Source organism: Streptomyces sp. NBC_00435 (assembly GCF_036014235.1).
GTDB lineage: Bacteria > Actinomycetota > Actinomycetes > Streptomycetales > Streptomycetaceae > Streptomyces.
Window position 1 is genome coordinate 6,892,433 of the sequence record NZ_CP107924.1, and the last position, 19,284, is coordinate 6,911,716.

A 19,284-nucleotide genomic window follows, 5' to 3' on the forward strand; every position below is an offset into this window, starting at 1 on the left:
GGAGGGCCCCACACACGCGTCCGAACCGGGCGCGCCCACAGCGATGTCCGCACCGGACCCGATGTCTTCACCGGCCGCGATGTCCCCGCCGATCTCAGCGGCCTACAGCTACTGCGAGGCCGTGACCGGCTCGCAGGCGCGCAATTTCGCCTACGGCATCCGGCTGCTGCCCACCGACAAGCGACAGGCGATGTCCGCCCTGTACGCCTTCTCCCGGCGGGTCGATGACATCGGCGACGGCACCCTGCCGCCCGAGGTCAAACTGACCCGGCTGGAAGAGACCCGCACCCTCCTCGGACGGATCCGCGCCGAGGAGATCGACGAGGACGACACCGACCCGGTCGCCGTCGCCCTCACGCATGCCTCGCGCCGCTTCCCGATCCCCCTCGAAGGACTCGACGAGCTCATCGACGGCGTCCTGATGGACGTGCGCGGCGAGACCTACGAGACCTGGGACGACCTGAAGGTCTACTGCCGCTGCGTGGCCGGGGCCATCGGCAGGCTCTCGCTCGGCGTGTTCGGCACGGCGAACTCCGCCGGGACCGGCGCGCACGACGCGGCGCGTGCCGGTGAGTACGCCGACACCCTCGGCCTCGCCCTGCAACTCACCAACATCCTGCGGGACGTCCGCGAGGACGCGGGCAACGGACGCACCTACCTGCCCGCCGAGGACCTCGCCAAATTCGGCTGCTCCGAAGGCTTCCGCAGCGAACGGATGCCCCCCGGCTCCGACTTCGCCGGGCTCGTGCACCACGAAGTCCGGCGCGCCCGCGCCCTGTTCACGGAGGGCTACCGGCTGCTCCCCATGCTCGACCGGCGCAGCGGCGCCTGCGTGGCGGCCATGGCCGGCATCTACCGCCGCCTGCTCGACCGCATCGAGCGCGAGCCCGAGGCCGTACTGCGCGGCCGGGTCTCGCTGCCGCCGCACGAGAAGGCGTACGTCGCCGTCCGCGGCCTCTCCGGCCTCGACGCGCGGACCATCTCGCGCCAGAGCACCAGGCGGCGGCTCTGACCGCGGCGGGCCGGCGCGCCGAGCCGGCGAAACGGACGGGAGCAACCCCAGGGTGCCCGGCGGCGTCTGCCGGGGCGACAGAGGAGGACGCATGACCGAGAACCACGCCGTGGTCGTCGGCGGTGGGCTCGCCGGCGTCACCACCGCGCTGGAACTCGCCGACGCGGGCCTGCGGGTGACCCTGCTGGAGAGCCGGCCCCGCCTCGGTGGCCTGGCGTTCTCCTTCAAGCGCGGTGACCTGACCGTGGACAACGGCCAGCACGTCTACCTGCGCTGCTGCACCGCCTACCGGTGGTTCCTCGACCGGGTCGGGGGCGCCGGCCTGGCGCCCCTGCAGGACCGCCTCGACGTGCCCGTCCTCGACGTGGCCCACCCCGGTGGCCCCCGGCTCGGCCGGCTGCGCCGCAGCGCCCTGCCCGTACCGCTGCACCTGGCCGGCTCCCTCGCCCGCTACCCGCACCTCTCGCTCGCCGAACGGGCGAGCGTCGGGCGCGCCGCGCTCGCGCTGCGCCGCCTCGACCCCGCCGACCCGGCGCTCGACGGCCTGGACTTCGCGACCTGGCTCGGCCGGTACGGCCAGTCCCCGCGCACCATCGAGGCGCTGTGGGACCTCGTCGGCATCGCCACCCTCAACGCCACCGCCGGCCAGTCCTCGCTCGGCCTGGCCGCCATGGTCTTCAAGACCGGGCTCCTCTCCGAGAACGGCGCCGCCGACATCGGCTGGGCCCGCGTACCCCTCGGGGACCTGCACGACACCCTCGCCCGCGAGGCCCTCGACGCCGCCGGGGTGCGCACCGAACTGCGCACCCGGGTCACCGGCATCTCCCGTACACCGGAAGGTGGTTGGCGGGTGGACACCGAGAGCGAGTCGCTGGACGCCGCCGTCGTCGTCCTCGCCGTCCCGCAGCGCGAGGCGCACGGCCTGCTCCCGGCCGGTGCGCTCGCCGACCCCGACAAGCTCCTCGACATCGGCACCGCGCCGATCCTCAACGTGCACGTCGTCTACGACCGCAAGGTCCTCAAGCAGCCCTTCTTCGCGGCCCTCGGCTCCCCGGTCCAGTGGGTCTTCGACCGCACCGAGTCCTCCGGACTGCCCGACGGCGGCCAGTACCTGGCCCTGTCCCAGTCGGTCGCCCACCAGGACATCGACGAGCCCGTCTCGGTCCTGCGCGCTAAGTACCTGCCCGAGCTGGAACGGCTGCTGCCCGCGGCGCGCGGCGCCAAGGTACGGGACTTCTTCGTCACCCGGGAGCGCACCGCGACGTTCGCTCCCACCCCCGGCGTCGGCCGGCTGCGGCCCGGAGCCCGGACCGACACGCCGGGGCTCTACCTCGCCGGTGCGTGGACCGCGACCGGTTGGCCCGCGACCATGGAGAGCGCCGTCCGCAGCGGACTGAGCGCGGCCCACGCCGCGCTCGCCCCGCTGGGCCGCCACCGCGAACACCCCTTGCAGGAGGCGGCATGACCACCATCGGCGCCATCGGCGCCACCGGTACCAGCACCACCGGCAACGCACCACGCACCGCAGTACGTACAGGAACCAGAGGAGAGCCAGTGAACCCGGGGAATCCGGCCGTCGAGAACACGGACGCCCGTACGGGCCCGGCCGGCGGGGAGAAGGCGGACACGATCGCCCTCCTCGAGCGCGGCCGTACGCTCTCGACGCCCGTGCTCCGCGCCGCCGTGGACCGGCTCGCCGCGCCCATGGACACCGTCGCCGCCTACCACTTCGGCTGGATCGACGCGCACGGCAACCCTGCGGACGGCGACGGCGGCAAGGCCGTCCGCCCCGCCCTCGCCCTGCTCTCCGCCGAGGCCGCGGGAGCCGCGGCCGAGGTCGGCATCCCGGGAGCCGTCGCGGTCGAGCTCGTGCACAACTTCTCGCTGCTGCACGACGACCTGATGGACGGCGACGAGCAGCGCCGCCACCGTGACACGGTGTGGAAGGTCCACGGACCGGCCCTCGCCATCCTGGTCGGCGACGCCCTGTTCGCCCTGGCCAACGAGGTGCTGCTGGAGCTCGGCACGGTCGAGGCCGGCCGCGCAGCCATGCGCCTGACCACCGCGAGCCGCAAGCTCATCGACGGCCAGGCGCAGGACATCTCCTACGAGCACCGCGAGAGCGTCAGCGTCGAGGAGTGCCTGGAGATGGAGGGCAACAAGACCGGCGCCCTGCTCGCCTGCGCGGTCTCCATCGGCGCCGTGCTCGGCGGCGCGGACGACCGTACGGCGGACAAACTGGAGGAGTACGGCTACCACCTCGGGCTCGCCTTCCAGGCCGTCGACGACCTCCTCGGCATCTGGGGGGACCCGGAGTCCACCGGCAAGCAGACCTGGAGCGACCTGCGCCAGCGCAAGAAGTCCCTGCCGGTCGTCGCCGCCCTCGCGGCCGGCGGACCGGCCTGCGAGGAACTCGCCGAGCTGCTCGCCGCCGACGCCAAGAGCAACGACTTCGAGAACTTCTCCGAGGAGGAGTTCGCGGCCCGCGCGGCGCTCATCGAGGCCGCGGGCGGCCGTCAGTGGACCGCCGACGAGGCCCGCCGCCAGCACGCGGTGGCGATCAGGGCACTCGACGACGTGGACATGGACCAGCGGGTGCGCGACCAGCTCGTGGCGCTCGCCGACTTCGTCGTCGTGCGCAAGAGGTGATCGCCACCCGCTCGCGCATATGAATCGCGAGTCGCCGGCCGGTACTACCTGCCAGTAGTACCGGCCGACGGCACACCCCAGGACAGCAGAGGACACTGCACGCAAAGGGGAAGCCATGACAGCGACGACCGACGGCGGCGCCAGTGCCTGCGGCGCCGACCCGGACGACAGCGCGGCCGCGGGGCCACCGGGCCACGGACCCGGCGGGACGAGGGCGGTCCGGGAGGCCACGGCCCGGGCGGTCCAGGACCTGCTCGACCGGCAGGACGAGGCCGGCTGGTGGAAGGGCGACCTGGAGACCAACGTCACCATGGACGCCGAGGATCTGCTGCTGCGCCAGTTCCTCGGGATCCGGGACGAGGCCACCACGCGGGCCTGCGCCCTGTTCGTCCGCGGCGAGCAGCGGGACGACGGTACCTGGGCCACCTTCCACGGCGGCCCTTCCGACCTGTCCGCCACCATCGAGGCCTACGTGGCCCTGCGCCTGGCCGGTGACGCGCCCGACGCCCCGCACATGGCCCGCGCCTCGGCGTGGATCCGGGCCCACGGGGGAATCGCAGGCGCCCGCGTCTTCACCCGCATCTGGCTGGCGCTGTTCGGCTGGTGGAACTGGGACCACCTGCCCGAACTCCCGCCCGAACTGGTCTTCCTGCCGCCCTGGGTGCCGCTGAACATCTACGACTTCGGCTGCTGGGCCCGCCAGACCATCGTCCCCCTCACCGTGGTCTCCGCACTGCGCCCGGTGCGCCCGGCCCCGTTCGCCCTGGACGAGCTGCACACGGACGCGCGGACGCCGAACCCGGTCAAGCGGCTCGCGCCGATGACCAGCTGGGACGGCGCCTTCCAGCGGATGGACCGGGCCCTGCACGTCTACCGCCGCTTCGCCCCGCGCCGGGTGCGCAGGGCGGCGATGGCCAGCGCCGGCCGGTGGATCGTGGAGCGGCAGGAGAACGACGGCTGCTGGGGCGGGATCCAGCCGCCCGCCGTGTACTCCGTCATCGCCCTGCACCTGCTCGGTTACGACCTCCAGCACCCGGTGATGCGCGCCGGACTGGAGTCCCTGGACCGGTTCGCGGTGTGGCGCGCGGATGGCGCCCGCATGATCGAGGCCTGCCAGTCCCCGGTGTGGGACACCTGCCTGGCGGCCATCGCACTGGCCGACGCCGGACTGAGCCCCGACCACCCTGCCCTGGTGAAGGCCGCCGACTGGATGCTCGGCGAGGAGATCGTCCGCAGCGGGGACTGGGCCGTGCGCCGGCCCGGGCTGGCCCCGGGCGGGTGGGCGTTCGAGTTCCACAACGACAACTACCCCGACATCGACGACACCGCCGAAGTGGTCCTCGCCCTGCGCCGGATCAAGTACCCCGATCCGGCGCGACTGGAGGGGGCCATCGCGCGGGGGGTGTCCTGGAACCTCGGCATGCAGTCGAAGAACGGCGCGTGGGGCGCCTTCGACGCCGACAACACCAGCCCCTTCCCCAACAAGCTGCCCTTCTGTGACTTCGGCGAGGTCATCGACCCGCCGTCGGCCGACGTCACCGCCCACGTCGTCGAGATGCTCGCCGTGGAGGGCCGGGCGGGCGACGCGCGCACCCGGCGCGGGATCGCCTGGCTCCTCGCCGAACAGGATGAATGCGGCGGCTGGTTCGGCCGCTGGGGCACCAACTACGTCTACGGCACCGGCTCGGTGGTACCGGCCCTGGCGGCCGCCGGGTTCGCCCCCTCGCACCCCGCGATCCGGCGGGCCGTGGCCTGGCTGGAATCCGTACAGAACGAGGACGGCGGGTGGGGTGAGGACCAGCGCTCCTACAAGGACCGGTCCTGGGCCGGGAAGGGCGCCTCCACCCCTTCGCAGACGGCCTGGGCGCTGATGGCCCTGCTGTCGGCGGGGGAGCGCGGGGCGGCGTCCGTGGAGCGGGGGATCGCGCACCTCGTCTCCACCCAGCGCGAGGACGGCACCTGGGACGAGCCGTACTTCACCGGGACCGGCTTCCCCTGGGACTTCTCCATCAATTACCACCTGTACCGGCAGGTCTTCCCGCTCACCGCGCTCGGCCGGTACCTGTACGGAGAACCGTTCGGCCCCGGCGGCCGGTACGCGGATCCGGCCGCCCTGCCGAACGCTGCCCCGTCCACCGGGGAGGCCTGATGGCAGGCCGACCCGCCGGGAGCCCGCCGCCGCTGCTGATCGCCTGCGCGCTGCGCATCGAGCGGACGGCCCTGCGCAGCGGCCGCGACACGGGCGCGCCCGACCGGTACGAGATCCTGCGCACCGGCATGGGCCCGCGCGCGGCCGAGCGTGCGGTCGGCCGGGCACTGGACGGGCCGCGGCTGCGCGGGGCGGCGGTGCTCGCCACCGGATTCTGCGCCGGGCTGCTGCCCGGCATGAGCCCCGGCGACCTGATCGTCGCCGAGGAGACCCGGGACCCGCGCGGCACGGTCGCCTGCACCGGTACCGCCCTGCTCGCCGAGGCGCTGGCCCGGGCCGTACCCGGCCGGACCGTACACCTCGGTGCACTGACCGGATCCGACCACGTCGTCCGGGGCCAGGAGCGCGCGCAGCTGCGCGCCACCGGCGCCATCGGGGTCGACATGGAATCGGCGGCCACGCTGTGGACCGCGGCCCGGGGCGGGGCCGCCGCCGGCGCGGACCGCCCGGTTGCGGCCGTCCGGGTGATCGTGGACGCTCCGGAGCATGAGCTCGTCCGTATTGGCACTGTTCGCGGAGGAATATCAGCCTTTCGCGTACTGCGCGCACTACTGCCCGCGTTTTATGACTGGCACCGTTCTTTGCTGCTCCCCAGGAGGTGAGCCAGATGGCCATGCCACTGCGACAGACCATCAGGGTCGGGACGTACCTGCTCGAACAGAAGCTCCGCAAGCGTGAGAAGTTCCCGCTGATCGTCGAGCTGGAACCGCTCTACGCCTGCAACCTGGCGTGTGAGGGGTGCGGCAAGATCCAACACCCGGCCGGGGTGCTCAAGCAGCGCATGCCCGTGGCCCAGGCGGTCGGCGCCGTGCTGGAGTCCGGCGCGCCGATGGTGTCCATCGCGGGCGGTGAGCCCTTGATGCACCCGCAGATCGACGAGATCGTGCGCCAGTTGGTGGCTAAGCGGAAGTATGTATTCCTCTGCACCAACGCGATGCTGCTCCGCAAGAAGATCGAGAAGTTCACACCCTCCCCCTACTTCGCCTTCGCCGTGCACATCGACGGACTGCGCGAGCGCCACGACGAATCGGTGGCGAAGGAAGGCGTCTTCGACGAGGCGGTCGCGGCCATCAAGGAGGCGAAGAGCCGCGGATTCCGGGTGACCACCAATTCCACCTTCTTCAACACCGACACCCCGCAGACGATCATCGAGGTGCTGAACTACCTCAATGACGACCTGCAGGTGGACGAGATGATGATCTCGCCCGCCTACGCCTACGAAAAGGCCCCCGACCAGGAACACTTCCTGGGTGTCGAGCAGACCCGCGAACTATTCAAGAAGGCCTTCTCGGGCGGCAACCGCAGGCGCTGGCGCCTCAACCACTCCCCGCTCTTCCTGGACTTCCTGGAAGGCAAGGCCGATTTCCCCTGTACCGCCTGGGCCATTCCGAATTACTCGCTCTTCGGCTGGCAGCGCCCCTGCTATCTGATGAGCGACGGATACGTGCCCTCGTACCGGGAACTGATCGAGGACACCGACTGGAGCAAGTACGGCCGCGGGAAGGATCCGCGCTGCGCGAACTGCATGGCGCACTGCGGGTACGAGCCCACCGCCGTCCTGGCCACCATGGGCTCCCTGAAGGAGTCGCTGCGCGCGGTCCGCGAGACCATGGGCGGGAACCGGGACAGGTCGGCATGAGCGAGGTCCACGCGGGCCGGGTGGGGGAGGCGGGCGGCCGGGTCCGCGGCAAGGGCTTCGACCTGGGCGCCCTGCTGGCCGAGCGCGGCGGCGAGCGGTACGAACTGCACGCCCGTCACCTCAACCACCAGCTGCCCCGGATGCTTCACACCATCGGCTTCGACAAGGTCTACGAGCGGGCCGAGGGGGCCCACTTCTGGGACGCCGAGGGCAACGACTACCTCGACATGCTGGCCGGGTTCGGGGTGATGGGCCTGGGCCGCCACCACCCGGTGGTCAGGCAGGCCCTGCACGACGTGCTGGACGCCCAGCTCGCCGACCTCACCCGCTTCGACTGCCAGCCGCTGCCCGGGCTGCTGGCCGAGAAGCTGCTCGCCCACAGCCCGCACCTGGACCGGGTCTTCTTCGGCAACAGCGGCACCGAGGCGGTGGAGACCGCCCTGAAGTTCGCCCGGTACGCCACCGGGCGGCCCAGGGTCCTCTACTGCGACCACGCCTTCCACGGGCTCACCACCGGCTCGCTCTCGGTCAACGGCGAAGACGGCTTCCGGGACGGCTTCGCGCCGCTGCTGCCCGACACGAAGATCACGCTCGGCGACCTGGGCGCGCTGGAGCGCGAGCTGCGCAAGGGGGACGTGGCGGCCCTCGTCGTCGAGCCGATCCAGGGCAAGGGGGTGCTCGCCGCACCACCCGGCTTCCTGCTCGCCGCGCAGGAGCTGCTGCACCGGCACAAGGCGCTGCTGATCGCGGACGAGGTCCAGACGGGCCTCGGACGCACCGGGGAGTTCTACGCCTACCAGCACGAGGCCGGGGTGGAACCGGACCTGGTGTGCGTCGCCAAGGCCCTTTCCGGCGGCTATGTGCCGGTCGGCGCGACCCTCGGCAAGGACTGGATCTTCAAGAAGGTCTACTCCTCCATGGACCGGGTGCTCGTCCACTCCGCCAGCTTCGGTTCCAACGCCCAGGCGATGGCGGCCGGACTCGCGGTGCTCTCCGTCATGGAGGACGAGCGGGTGGTGGACAACGCCCGCGCGATGGGCGACCTGCTGCGCGGGCGGCTCGCCGTGCTCGTGGACGAGTACGAACTGCTCCACGAGGTACGGGGACGCGGGCTGATGATCGGCATCGAGTTCGGTCGGCCGTCCTCGCTCGGGCTGCGGAGCCGTTGGACCATGCTGCAGGCGGCGCGCAAGGGGTTGTTCGCGCAGATGGTCGTGGTGCCGCTGCTGCAGAAGCACCGGATCCTCACGCAGGTATCCGGGGACCACCTGGAAGTGATCAAACTGATCCCGCCGCTCATCGTGGACGAGGCGGACGTGGACCGGTTCGTCGGTGCCTTCCGTGAGGTCATGGACGAGGCGCACGGTGGTGGCGCGCTGATGTGGGACTTCGGCAGGACGCTGGTGAGGCAGGCCGTCGCCAACCGCTGAGCCGGCGGCGGGGGCGCGCCCCGGGCGGACGGCCTGCCTCGTGGTGCGTCAGTCCAGCAGCCGGTCACGGAGCCGGCCGAGGGTCTCGGGCGTGAGCCCGAGCCCCTCGGCGAAGTAGCGCTCCACGCCGCCCCACTCCTCGTCGATGGTCGCGAAGGCCGTGGTCAGGTACGGGGCGCGGGCGTCGAAGAGCGGGGCGAGCAGCTCCATCGCCTCGGGATGACGGGCCTCCGGGGTGCCGCTGGCCCGGCGGACCCGGTAGCGGTTGTGCGGAGCGTTCGACTCCAGGTAGTCCGCGACGATCGCCTCGCGCTCGACGCCCAGCGCGAGCAGGGTGACGGCGATCGAGAGGCCGGCCCGGTCCTTGCCGGCGGCGCAGTGCATGAGGGCCGGGACACTGTCCTCGGCCAGCGCGTGCAGGACCCGGCTGTGTTCGGCGGTACGGGTCCTGATCATCTCCCGGTACGAACGGGACATCCGTGCGGCACCCTTGCCCCCGCCCAGGAGCTCGCGGAGCTGGGCCAGGTCCCCCTCGCGGACCATCTTCCAGAACTCCCCGCCGGCGGCCGGATCCGACAGCGGAATGCCGACGTTGCGCACGCCGGGCAGCTCCACGTCCGGGCCCTCCAGTGCCTTGTCGGCGCCGTTGCGGAAGTCGAAGACGGTGTGCAGGCCGAGCGAGCGGAGGAACTCCGCGTCGGTTTCGGTGGCATGCGCGAGATGTCCGCTTCGGAACAGTCGTCCCGACTTGACCCGCCTGCCGTCCGTGGTGGGCAGGCCGCCCACGTCGCGGAAGTTGCGCACTCCGGTCAGTACCGGCTCCGTGCGCGGACTCTGGGGTATCGGCTGGGTCACAGGGCTCCTCCGTGTCGTCCGTGTCCGAATTGCGTTGTTTGCAGACAACTTGCCATAGCGAGAGGCGAGATCGGACACCTCCCGTGAGCCAGATCATACGGTGACCGTGAGTGCCTGATCGTGAATGCTGAATTGCCTTGCCGGGGCGGTCGTTGAGCGGTCGGAATGGACGCAGGGTGACGGGAAATCAGGCGGCCCGTCATCTTCAAGATTCTGTTGGGGAATTCGTGACTTGTTCCGCGCGGTCGGCCTCGATTACGTTCGCGATCGATCCGGACGGACCGCCTAATCCTGCCGCCGCCCGGAAACCGCACCCGACTATTCACGTTCGCGGCAGGAGCGGGGGAACCAGGTAAGCCGCTGTTCCGGACTTCCTTCGGGATCTTTACTCGGGACAGCTCGGGGTGAAGCCGTACATGTGCTGTTCACCGGCGCATGGACGGCCGGACATCTCCAGTCCGAACCCGACAGCTCACCTCGCAGGCGCCGGAGAGGAATCCGCCATGCCCGCACCGGGAAAGCACCGCCGTCCCAAGTTCAGCCCGATATCCCGTGGGTTCGCCGTCGCCGGCACCGGTGGCGCAGCCCTCGCGCTGCCGCTGCTCGGGGCCACCGGAGCCCATGCGGGGGGTGTCCCGGCCGCCGCGCCCGCCGCCGCTCCGGTCCAGGCTCCGCAGGTTCCGGCCGCGCTCCAGGCCGCGCCCGCCGCCCCGCAGAGCGCCCCCGCTGTCTACACCGTGGTGCCGGGCGACTACCTCTCGAAGATCGCCGAGCGCCAGCACCTCACCGGTGGCTGGCAGCGGCTCTACGAGGACAACCATGCGGCCGTGGGCACCGATCCGTCGCTGATCCACCCGGGCCTCAAGCTGACGCTCGGTGCGAAGGGAGCGGCCCCGGCCGCCGAGTCCGCGCCGGCCGAAACGCCGGAGCCTGCCGGGAAGTCCGCTTCCTCCCCTTCTGATGACTCGGCTTCTGACGAATCGACCGATTCTGCCGATTCCGCCAACTCCGCCGAGTCGGACGAATCTGCCGATTCCACGGAATCGGACGAATCTGCCGATTCTGCCGATTCTGCCGACTCCTCCGACGAGGCCGCGGCCGGGTCCGCCCCCAAGGCGCCCGCCAAGCAGGAGCAGGCCGCGCCTGCCACCGGCTTCGTCGCCCCGGTCAGCGGCGGTACCTCCACCGCGTACCGCACTGCGGGGGCCATGTGGTCCAGCGGCTACCACACGGGTGTCGACTTCAACGCGAGCACCGGCACCACCGTCAAGGCGGTCGGCGCCGGCACCGTGGTCTCCGCCGGGTGGGGCGGCGCGTACGGCAACGAGGTCGTCATCCGGCACGCCGACGGCAAGTACAGCCAGTACGGTCACCTCTCCCAGCTGTCCGTCTCCACGGGCCAGAGCGTCACCGCCGGGCAGCGCATCGGGCTCTCCGGCGCCACCGGAAACGTGACCGGCCCGCACCTGCACTTCGAGATCCGTACGGGCCCCTCGTACGGCTCGGACATCGACCCGCTGGCCTACCTCCGGTCCAAGGGCGTCAGCATCTGAGACATCGCCGGAACGCGCGGGGGGACCGCGTGTTCCGGCAGGGCGTGGATACCCGTCGCCGCCGTAATCATCGGCGTCGCCAGGTGTCCGCGGCGTGCGGGCCGGGGCCGGAGGGGGGTCGCGGCCCGCACGCCTGTTATTCCTCATCGGGCGGGTGTTGAAGATCACGGTCAGTAAGTCCCTGGCTACGGTCGCGTAGGTCATGATCAGGGGTGAAGGATGGGCTCCCGTGGCAGCGACGACGACATCCAAGACCAAGACCATTGGCTCGTACGCGGCGATCGGGGACAGTTTCACCGAGGGCGTGGGGGACCCGGGACCCGGGGACACGTTCCTCGGCTGGGCGGACCGGCTCGCCGTCCTCCTGGCCGATCAATGCGAGGAGCACGAGGACTCCGGCGAATTCCGCTACGCGAACCTCGCCGTACGGGGCCGCCTGCTGGACCAGATCGTGGCCGAGCAGGTTCCGCGGGCCAAGGAGCTCGCCCCTGACCTGGTGACCTTCTGCGCGGGCGGCAACGACATCATCCGGCCCGGCAGCGACCCGGACGACGTGGCCGAACGGTACGAGGCGGCCGTGCGCGACCTCACCGCATCGGTCGGCCTGGTCGTGATCACGACCGGCTTCGACACGCGGGACGTACCGGTCCTCAAGCACCTCCGCGGCAAGATCGCGACCTTCAGCGCGCACGTCCGCTCCATCGCCGACCGGTACGACTGCCCCGTGCTCGACCTCTGGTCACTGAAGTCCGTACAGGACCGCCGGGCGTGGGACGACGACCGGCTGCACCTCTCGCCCGAGGGGCACACGAGGGTCGCCCTGCGCGCGGCCCAGGTGCTCGGCCTGGACACGCCGGCGGATCCGGACCAGCCGTGGCCCCCCATGCGGCCGCGCGGCTCGGTGGACGTCACCCGGGACAACATCCAGTGGGCGCGGGAGTACCTGGTGCCGTGGATCGGGCGCCGGCTGCGCGGGGAGTCCTCCGGGGACCACGTGGAGGCCAAGCGGCCGGACCTGCTGCCGCTGTAGGACCGCGGGCGGGGCCGTACAGAGGCAGGTGGGGGCGGGTGGGGCGGGGCTCTGGGCGCGTTCGGGGGCGCGGAGCGGAATCCTTGGGGAGTGACAGGCGTTGGGATGGTGGTAACCATGAGAACGCCCTGCCCGCATCCCCCCACCCAGGAGGCGCCTTGACCGGCTCCCGTCCCTTGCGTCCACGGCTGCGCGCGCTGCGGCCCGAAGCCTTCGGCGCGGACCCGTCCGGTGCCCGGCTGGAGCGGATCCGGCGCTCGCCGAACTTCGCCGACGGAGTGTTCCAGAACCCGATCGGTACCCGGACCAGGCCCTCCGGGTCGATGGCCGAGTTCGCGAAGATCTACTTCCACAAGGAGCAGCGGCTCCGGCGCAGCCCCGGCGCGCCCATCCCGGTGTATCCGACGACCCTCGCCGAGCTCGCGAAGCCCCCGGCCGGTGGCCTGCGGCTGACCTGGATGGGCCACTCCAGCGTGCTCGCCGAGATCGACGGGCGCCGGGTGCTCTTCGACCCGGTCTGGGGCGATCGGTGCTCCCCCTTCCCCTTCGCCGGCCCCAAGCGGCTGCACCCGGTGCCGGTCCCGCTGGCCTCGCTGGGCGAGGTCGACGTCGTCGTGATCTCGCACGACCACTACGACCACCTCGACCTGCCGACGATCAAGGCCCTGGCCGGTACGGACACGGTCTTCGCGGTCCCGCTGGGCGTCGGCGCGCACCTGGAGCGCTGGGGTGTCCCGGCCGGCCGGCTGCGCGAGCTCGACTGGAACGAGACCACCGAGGTCGCCGGGCTCTCGCTCACCGCCACCCCGGCCCAGCACTTCTGCGGCCGCGGACTGCGCAACCAGCAGTTCACCCTGTGGGCGTCCTGGGTCGTCGCGGGCGACGAGCACCGGATCTACCACAGCGGGGACACCGGCTACTTCCCCGGCTTCAAGGAGATCGGCGCCACCCACGGGCCGTTCGACGCCACGATGATCCAGATCGGCGCGTACTCCGAGTTCTGGACCGATATCCACATGACGCCCGAGGAGGGCCTGCGCGCCCACCTCGACCTCCAGGGCGGCACGCCGCACGGCACGCCGCACGGCACGATGCTGCCGATCCACTGGGGCACCTTCAACCTGGCCCCGCACCCGTGGGACGAGCCGGGGGAGGGCACGGTGGCCGCTGCGGAGCGGGCCGGGGCGGCGATCGCGCTGCCCGTACCGGGACAGCCCTTCGAGCCGGGCGCGGCGGACGCGCCGAGCGCGCCGTGGTGGAGGCCGTTCGTGGCCTCGGGCCCGCCCGTACCCGTCACCGGGTCCCGGACCGCCCCGGCGGTCGCGCGGCCGGCCGCGGTGACCCATGAGGAGTCGGAGGCGGTGGGCTCCTAGGGCGTCCGGGCGGTCCTGGCGCCGGACTCCCCGGCACCGGGCCCGCACTGCCCCTTCACGCAGCACGTGCCCCGCTCCACCCGTCCCTTTGCGGCGCCGGTGGGGCGGGTGGGGGGCGAGGCGCGGGTGGGGGTGACGGGAGGCGGCGTACGCTCGCGGGCGCCGGGGAGTGCGCGCTCCCGGCGTATTCGGTCTCTCGTACGAGCGCTCCATCGGGAGCGGGAAGCACCCGGGCGAAGTTCCCCAACTGGCCGCCCTGGGACGGAGCGTGCGGTCTAGCGTGGGTATCCGGTGATCAACACCGGGTCCCGGGACGCCCTGGGTCCGGGCCCCACTGACCGAGGACGCAGATGTCCGGACTCCGCGCCGCCCGCCACTCCCCGTCGAGACATGCCGTCACCGGTCCCGGTCGGCAGATACGTCCTCAGCTGATCCGCGCCGCCCTGCTGCCCACGCTCGCCGCCGGGCTCAGCGGCGCCGCCGCGGTGATCTTCACGCTCCAGCTCGGCGGGGGTGCGGGCGCCCGGGACGACCGGCTGTGGCCCGTGCTCTCCGGCTGCGCCCTGCTCTTCGCCGCCGCGTTCGCCGCCGCCCTGCTCGGGGCCCAGCGCGCGGCCAAGACCGTCAGCGACCGCTGCGAGACACTGCGCCGCTCCAGCGTCCGCGGCCGCCAGGAGCTGCGCACCACCGCCGACCGGCTGGAGCGCGGCGAGCCGCTCGCCAGGCCTACGCGCGGCGGACCGGCATCGCCGTCCCTCGGTTCCGGGACGGCGGGGGTGGACGAGTTCTGGCTGCTCTCCCAGGAACTGCGCGGCGCCCGCGAGCAGGCCCACGCCACCCTGGTCCGTCTCGGCGGGCCCGTCACGCCCTCCGACAGCGACCGCAAGGTCGAGGTCTTCGTCAATCTCGCACGCCGTCTGCAGTCCCTCGTCCACCGGGAGATCTCCCTGCTGGACGACCTGGAGGACACGGTCGAGGACCCGGACCTGCTCAAGGAGCTCTTCCACGTCGACCACCTCGCCACCCGGATCCGCCGCCACGCCGAGAACCTCGCGGTCCTCGGCGGCGCCGCCTCGCGCCGCCAGTGGACCCGCCCGATCGACCTGAGCGAGGTCCTGCGCTCCTCGGTCGCCGAGGTCGAGCAGTACACGCGGGTCAAGGTGGTGCCCCCGGCGGGCGGCACGGTACGCGGCCACGCCGTCGCCGACGTCGTGCACCTGCTGGCCGAACTGATCGAGAACGCCACCGTGTTCTCCGCCCCCGACACCGACGTCGTGGTGCGGGCCGAGCGGGTCACCGCCGGCATCGCGGTCGAGGTGGAGGACCGCGGCCTCGGCATGCCGTCCGAGGAAGCGCAGCGGATGAACGCCCTGCTCGGCGACCCCGACCAGATCAGCGTCCGGCAGCTGCTGGCCGACGGGCGGATCGGCCTGTTCGTCGTCTCGGCGCTGGCCCGCCGGCACGGGATCGCCGTCGAACTCAAGTCGAACATCTACGGCGGGGTGCTCGCCGTGCTCGTCCTGCCCCAGGAACTGCTGGGGGCGGAGGCCCTGAGCGCCGCCGCCTCCCTGGGCACCACCGACGCCCTGGGCACCGCCGATGTCCTGAGCGCCACCGACGGTCCGGGCGGGTCCCGGGCGACCACGCGCGGGACCGGGGAGGGGACGGGCGCGCCGCCACTGGAGCCGGTGCGCGTGAGCGTGCCCGGGGCGGAGCCTTCCTGCGCCCCGCCGGCCGTACCGGGATGGGCCGCCGAGGTCCCGGGCACCGTACCCCGTAGGACGGACACGGTCGCGGAACCGGCGTGGACCGCGGCGGCGCCACCGGCACCGCCACTGCCCGTACCCGCCGCCCGGACCGGTGAGGAACGGCCGCCGCTGCCCCGGCGGCGGGCTCAGGAGCACCTCGCGCCCCAACTGCGCGAAGCCCCCGCACCGCGCGCCACGGGCGTGGACCAGCCCGTGCACGACCCGGGCCTGATGGCCGCCTTCCAGCGGGGCTTCGGCCTCGCCCAGTCGGAGCACCAGAAGTGACCCCGGCCTCTCACCCGACAGCTAAGGAGCGAACCCCCATGGGCGGCGAAGTGGCGACCACGACCAGTCGGCTCTCGGACCTCGACTGGCTGCTCAGCGGCCTGGTCCAGCGGGTGCCGTACACGCGCAGCGCGGTACTGCTGACCGCCGACGGGCTCGTCACGTGCGTGCACGGGCTCGACGCCGACAGCGCCGACCACCTCGCGGCGCTCGCCTCCGGGCTCTACTCCCTGGGGCGCAGCGCCGGGTCCCGGTTCGCGGACGGCGCCGAGGTGCGGCAGGTGGTGGTCGAGCTCGCCTCCGCCCTGGTCTTCGTCTCGGCGGCCGGCTCCGGCACCTGCCTGGCGGTACTGGCGGACCGGGAGGCCGACGCCGGTGTGCTGGGCTACGAGATGGCGATGCTGGTCAAGAGCGTGCGCCCGTACCTGGCGGCCCCGCCGAGGCGGCCCGCCGCCGACGCGGAGCGATGAGGGCCCGCGCGAGGGGGCCGGCGGCAGCACCGGGGGGCCGGCACGAGGGGGCCCGGCACGACACGCCGTGGCTGGACGATTCGGCGGGCCGCGTGATGCGCCCGTACACCGCGAGCGGCGGGCGGACACGGGCGGCCGTCGCCCTCGACCTGCTGTCCCTGGTGACGGCGACCGGCGTACGCCCGCGCGCGCCGCTGGGAGCCGAGCACACCCTCGCGCTACGGCTGTGCGCCGGCTCGGCGGCGGTCACCGTCGCAGAGGTGGCGGGGCACCTGCGGCTGCCCGCGGTGGTGGTCAAGGTGCTCCTCTCCGACCTGATGGAACACGGGGCCGTGACCGTGCGGGCGCCGTGTTTCCCGAGCGGCGGCTCGTTCGCCGCCGACGACCAGTCCCTGCTCCGGGCGGTGCTCGATGGCCTGCGCAAACGGCTCTGAGCCGCCCGCCCACGGATCCTCCGCGACCTTGAAGATCCTGGTCGCGGGCGGGTTCGGGGCGGGCAAGACCACCTTCGTGGGGGCGGTGAGCGAGATCGAGCCCCTGAGCACGGAGGAGCTGCTGAGCGGGCTGAGCGAGGCCGCCGACCCGGTGGACGGGGTCGAGGCGAAGACGACCACGACCGTGGCACTGGACTTCGGCCGGATCACACTGGACGAGCGGAACGTGCTCTACCTCTTCGGCACGCCCGGCCAGCAGCGCTTCTGGTTCCTCTGGGAGGAGCTGTGCACGGGCGCGCTGGGGGCGGTGGTGCTCGCCGACACGCGCCGCCTCGCCGACTGCTTCCCCGCCGTGGACTTCTTCGAGCGGCGCGGGATCGGCTTCATCGTGGCCGTCAACGAGTTCGACGGCGGGCACCGCTACGGAGCCGACGAGGTGCGGGAGGCCGTGGGGCTCGGGCCGGAGGTACCCGTGGTGCGCTGCGACGCGCGTCTGCCGAGCTCCGGAACGGGGGCGCTGGCGACCCTCGTTCGCCATCTGCTGGACGTGAAGCATCCGGAGTACTCGAGGTACGCGGAGCGACGGGATTGGGGGGAGAGTGCATGACCTACTACGAATCGACCGGGCACCTGCTGCTCACGCCGGTGGACCGGGAGGCGCCCGCACGCGTGCTCCGGCTGCGTGAACTGGGGCTGGGGGAGCGGGCGGACGGCGAGCTGGACGCCTTCGCGCGGCGGGTCGCGGACGCGCTGGGCGCGCCCTACGCCGGGATCAACTTCATCGGTGAGGAACGGCAGTTCTTCGCCGGCCTGCACCACGCGACCGACGCCCCGGCGAGCGGTTACCCGGCGCGGGTGCTCGCCCGGGACCACGGCTACTGCCCGCACGTGGTGGTGCGGCGGCGCGCTCTGGTGCTCGAGGACGTACGGGACTTCGCGCGTTTCGCGGGCAACGTCGTCGTGGACGGGAGCGGGGTGCGCTCCTACGTGGGCGCCCCGCTGACCGACCGGCGCGGGATCGTGCTGGGAACGGTGTGCGCGGTGGACGTGGTGCCGAGGCGGTGGGGGCTGGCGGGGCTGGCGACGGTGAAGGAACTGGCGGCGGAGCTGGTGGAGCTGGTGCACGCGCGGGAGGACCGGTGCGGGTGACGCCGTGGGCGCTGGGCGCGGGGGGCCGGGCGCTGGGGGCCGGGCGCGGGGGGCGCTCCGGCGCGGAGGTGTTTGTCAGTGGTCGGGTCTACGGTCGGATACGAGGGATCACCGGCACCTGAAGAAGGCTGGAGAGGAGTCGCCGATATGGCCACGACGGCGGAGGACGTCCGCACGATCGCCCTGTCGCTGCCCGGCAGCAGCGAGAAGCTCGCCTGGGGCATGCCGACCTTCCGGGTGGGCGGAACGGACGGGAAGAGCGGAAAGATCTTCGTCGCGCTCGGCGACGACGACACCTCCATCGGGGTGAAGTGCCCCAAGGAGGACCGCGAGGAGCTGATCGGGGCGGAGCCGGAGAAGTTCTTCATCCGGGCGGGCCACGACGACAACTACGCGTGGCTCCGGGTGCGGCTGGCGGCGGTGGAGGACGCGGCCGAGCTGCGATCGATCCTGACCGACTCCTGGCTCCAAGCGGCCCCCAAACGCCTGATCGCGGCCCACCCGGAACTGAGCGGCTGAGGGGACCGGTCAGGCACCGGTGAAGGCGGCGATCCGCGCGCGCAGCGACGCCGGGTCCAGGCCGTGCGCGGCCGTGTGCTCGTCGATCGTGCCGTACCGGCGCAGCTCGGCGCGGGCGACGCCGAGGCCGAGCACCCGGTGCGGAACGGCTTCGAGCGCCCGGGCGGCGGCGCTGGTGGAGGTTCCGGCGAGGTACGGCTCGACCAGGACCACCTCGGCCGTGCCGTGCCCGACGGCGGCACGCACCGCCTCGTCGTCGAAGGGCCGTACGGTCGGCGCGTACAGCACGCTCACGTCCATGCTCTCGGTCGCGGCGAGCACGTTGTCGAGCAGCGGGCCGACGGCGACGACGACCCCCGCACGCCCCTCGCGTACGGTCTGGAAACCCAGCCCGGTGACGGGGCGGGCCCTGGCGTTCGACCGCGCGGAGAGCCGGACGTAGACCTTGTCGTCCCCTGCCGCGTAGGCGTGGCGCAGGAGTGCCTCGGCCTCGTCCGGGTGGCCCGGGACGTGGACGGTCCAGCCGTCCAGGGTGTCCAGCAGGGCCACGTCGCCGGGCGCCATGTGGGTGAAGCCGCCGGCCGGCCAGTCGTAGCTGGCGCTCGCGCTGACCAGTACCCCGCCGGTGCCCTGGTGCCCGAAGTCGAGCTTGATCTGTTCGAAGGGCCGCTCCACGAGGAAGCTGGCGAAGGTGTGCACGACGGGCCGCAGCCCCGTGAGGGCCAGTCCGCCGCCCACGCCGATCAGCAGCTGCTCCCGGATGCCCACGTTGACGACCCGGTCCGGATGGCGGTCCTGGGCGGGCCGGAAGCCGTCCATGGTGATCTCGGCGAGCACGAGGGCCAGCCGGGGATCCTCGTCGAGTGCGTGCGACGTGACCGAGATGAATCGTTCGCGCATGGTGTCCATGTCTCCCCCTGGAATGCGGA

The 19,284-nt window shown here is 72.5% G+C and carries 18 protein-coding genes and 1 riboswitch; of the genes, 16 read left to right on the plus strand and 2 right to left on the minus strand.

What is annotated here, in order from left to right:
- Nucleotides 1-61: 61 nt before the first annotated feature.
- The 7 genes from hpnD to OG389_RS31135 all read left to right on the plus strand — a co-directional run bounded on the left by hpnD (nucleotide 62) and on the right by OG389_RS31135 (nucleotide 8,939).
- The gene (hpnD, locus tag OG389_RS31105) at nucleotides 62-1,012 is read left to right on the plus strand and encodes a presqualene diphosphate synthase HpnD (RefSeq protein ID WP_443059479.1); all 951 of its coding nucleotides are present in this window, start codon (nucleotides 62-64) and stop codon (nucleotides 1,010-1,012) included.
- 91 nt (nucleotides 1,013-1,103) lie between these two features.
- Nucleotides 1,104-2,477 (plus strand): hydroxysqualene dehydroxylase HpnE, encoded by a 1,374-nt coding sequence (gene hpnE / locus OG389_RS31110; RefSeq protein ID WP_328301846.1) that lies wholly within the window; start codon nucleotides 1,104-1,106, stop codon nucleotides 2,475-2,477.
- A gap of 89 nt (nucleotides 2,478-2,566) precedes the next feature.
- Nucleotides 2,567-3,661: a polyprenyl synthetase family protein gene (locus OG389_RS31115; protein WP_443059480.1), complete on the plus strand. Its 1,095-nt coding sequence runs from the start codon at nucleotides 2,567-2,569 to the stop codon at nucleotides 3,659-3,661.
- 115 nt (nucleotides 3,662-3,776) lie between these two features.
- Nucleotides 3,777-5,810 (plus strand): squalene--hopene cyclase, encoded by a 2,034-nt coding sequence (gene shc, locus OG389_RS31120; protein WP_328301850.1) that lies wholly within the window; start codon nucleotides 3,777-3,779, stop codon nucleotides 5,808-5,810.
- Nucleotides 5,810-6,472 (plus strand): phosphorylase family protein, encoded by a 663-nt coding sequence (locus OG389_RS31125; protein ID WP_328301852.1) that lies wholly within the window; start codon nucleotides 5,810-5,812, stop codon nucleotides 6,470-6,472. Before shc ends, OG389_RS31125 begins: the two co-directional genes overlap by 1 nt.
- A gap of 5 nt (nucleotides 6,473-6,477) precedes the next feature.
- The gene (gene hpnH / locus OG389_RS31130; protein WP_328301854.1) at nucleotides 6,478-7,509 is read left to right on the plus strand and encodes an adenosyl-hopene transferase HpnH; all 1,032 of its coding nucleotides are present in this window, start codon (nucleotides 6,478-6,480) and stop codon (nucleotides 7,507-7,509) included.
- Nucleotides 7,506-8,939 (plus strand): aspartate aminotransferase family protein, encoded by a 1,434-nt coding sequence (locus OG389_RS31135; RefSeq protein WP_328301856.1) that lies wholly within the window; start codon nucleotides 7,506-7,508, stop codon nucleotides 8,937-8,939. Before hpnH ends, OG389_RS31135 begins: the two co-directional genes overlap by 4 nt.
- Before the next feature lie 48 nt (nucleotides 8,940-8,987).
- Here OG389_RS31135 and OG389_RS31140 read toward each other — a convergent pair whose 3' ends face one another.
- Nucleotides 8,988-9,794 carry a tyrosine-protein phosphatase gene (locus OG389_RS31140; RefSeq protein WP_328301858.1) on the minus strand — a complete coding sequence of 269 codons (807 nt, stop codon included), beginning with the start codon at nucleotides 9,792-9,794 and terminating at the stop codon, nucleotides 8,988-8,990.
- A 305-nt stretch (nucleotides 9,795-10,099) separates the two neighbouring features.
- A riboswitch (cyclic di-AMP (ydaO/yuaA leader) is annotated at nucleotides 10,100-10,295 on the plus strand.
- Nucleotides 10,296-10,297: 2 nt separating this feature from the next.
- On the opposite strand from OG389_RS31140, the gene OG389_RS31145 reads away from it, so the two are divergent.
- The 9 genes from OG389_RS31145 to OG389_RS31185 all read left to right on the plus strand — a co-directional run bounded on the left by OG389_RS31145 (nucleotide 10,298) and on the right by OG389_RS31185 (nucleotide 18,355).
- On the plus strand, nucleotides 10,298-11,347 hold the full coding sequence (locus tag OG389_RS31145; RefSeq protein ID WP_328301860.1) for a LysM peptidoglycan-binding domain-containing M23 family metallopeptidase: 1,050 nt from the start codon (nucleotides 10,298-10,300) through the stop codon (nucleotides 11,345-11,347).
- A gap of 202 nt (nucleotides 11,348-11,549) precedes the next feature.
- Entirely contained in the window at nucleotides 11,550-12,377 is an 828-nt protein-coding gene (locus tag OG389_RS31150; protein ID WP_328301862.1) for an SGNH/GDSL hydrolase family protein, read from the plus strand.
- A 158-nt stretch (nucleotides 12,378-12,535) separates the two neighbouring features.
- On the plus strand, nucleotides 12,536-13,750 hold the full coding sequence (locus tag OG389_RS31155) for an MBL fold metallo-hydrolase (protein WP_328301864.1): 1,215 nt from the start codon (nucleotides 12,536-12,538) through the stop codon (nucleotides 13,748-13,750).
- Nucleotides 13,751-14,100: 350 nt separating this feature from the next.
- Nucleotides 14,101-15,783, plus strand: coding sequence for a sensor histidine kinase (locus OG389_RS31160; RefSeq protein ID WP_328301866.1), 1,683 nt, complete (start codon nucleotides 14,101-14,103; stop codon nucleotides 15,781-15,783).
- A gap of 38 nt (nucleotides 15,784-15,821) precedes the next feature.
- Complete coding sequence (locus OG389_RS31165; RefSeq protein WP_328301868.1) at nucleotides 15,822-16,253, plus strand: roadblock/LC7 domain-containing protein; 432 nt, start codon at nucleotides 15,822-15,824, stop codon at nucleotides 16,251-16,253.
- 95 nt (nucleotides 16,254-16,348) lie between these two features.
- Entirely contained in the window at nucleotides 16,349-16,687 is a 339-nt protein-coding gene (locus OG389_RS31170) for a DUF742 domain-containing protein (RefSeq protein ID WP_328304241.1), read from the plus strand.
- Nucleotides 16,665-17,294, plus strand: coding sequence for a GTP-binding protein (locus OG389_RS31175; RefSeq protein ID WP_328301870.1), 630 nt, complete (start codon nucleotides 16,665-16,667; stop codon nucleotides 17,292-17,294). The genes OG389_RS31170 and OG389_RS31175 overlap by 23 nt, the downstream gene beginning before the upstream one ends.
- On the plus strand, nucleotides 17,291-17,836 hold the full coding sequence (locus tag OG389_RS31180) for a GAF domain-containing protein (RefSeq protein WP_328301872.1): 546 nt from the start codon (nucleotides 17,291-17,293) through the stop codon (nucleotides 17,834-17,836). Before OG389_RS31175 ends, OG389_RS31180 begins: the two co-directional genes overlap by 4 nt.
- Before the next feature lie 147 nt (nucleotides 17,837-17,983).
- Nucleotides 17,984-18,355, plus strand: a complete 372-nt coding sequence (locus tag OG389_RS31185) for an MmcQ/YjbR family DNA-binding protein (protein ID WP_328301874.1) — start codon at nucleotides 17,984-17,986, stop codon at nucleotides 18,353-18,355.
- 9 nt (nucleotides 18,356-18,364) lie between these two features.
- On the opposite strand, the gene OG389_RS31190 is transcribed toward OG389_RS31185, so the two are convergent.
- Nucleotides 18,365-19,264 carry a transketolase family protein gene (locus tag OG389_RS31190; protein ID WP_328301876.1) on the minus strand — a complete coding sequence of 300 codons (900 nt, stop codon included), beginning with the start codon at nucleotides 19,262-19,264 and terminating at the stop codon, nucleotides 18,365-18,367.
- Nucleotides 19,265-19,284 lie beyond the last annotated feature (20 nt).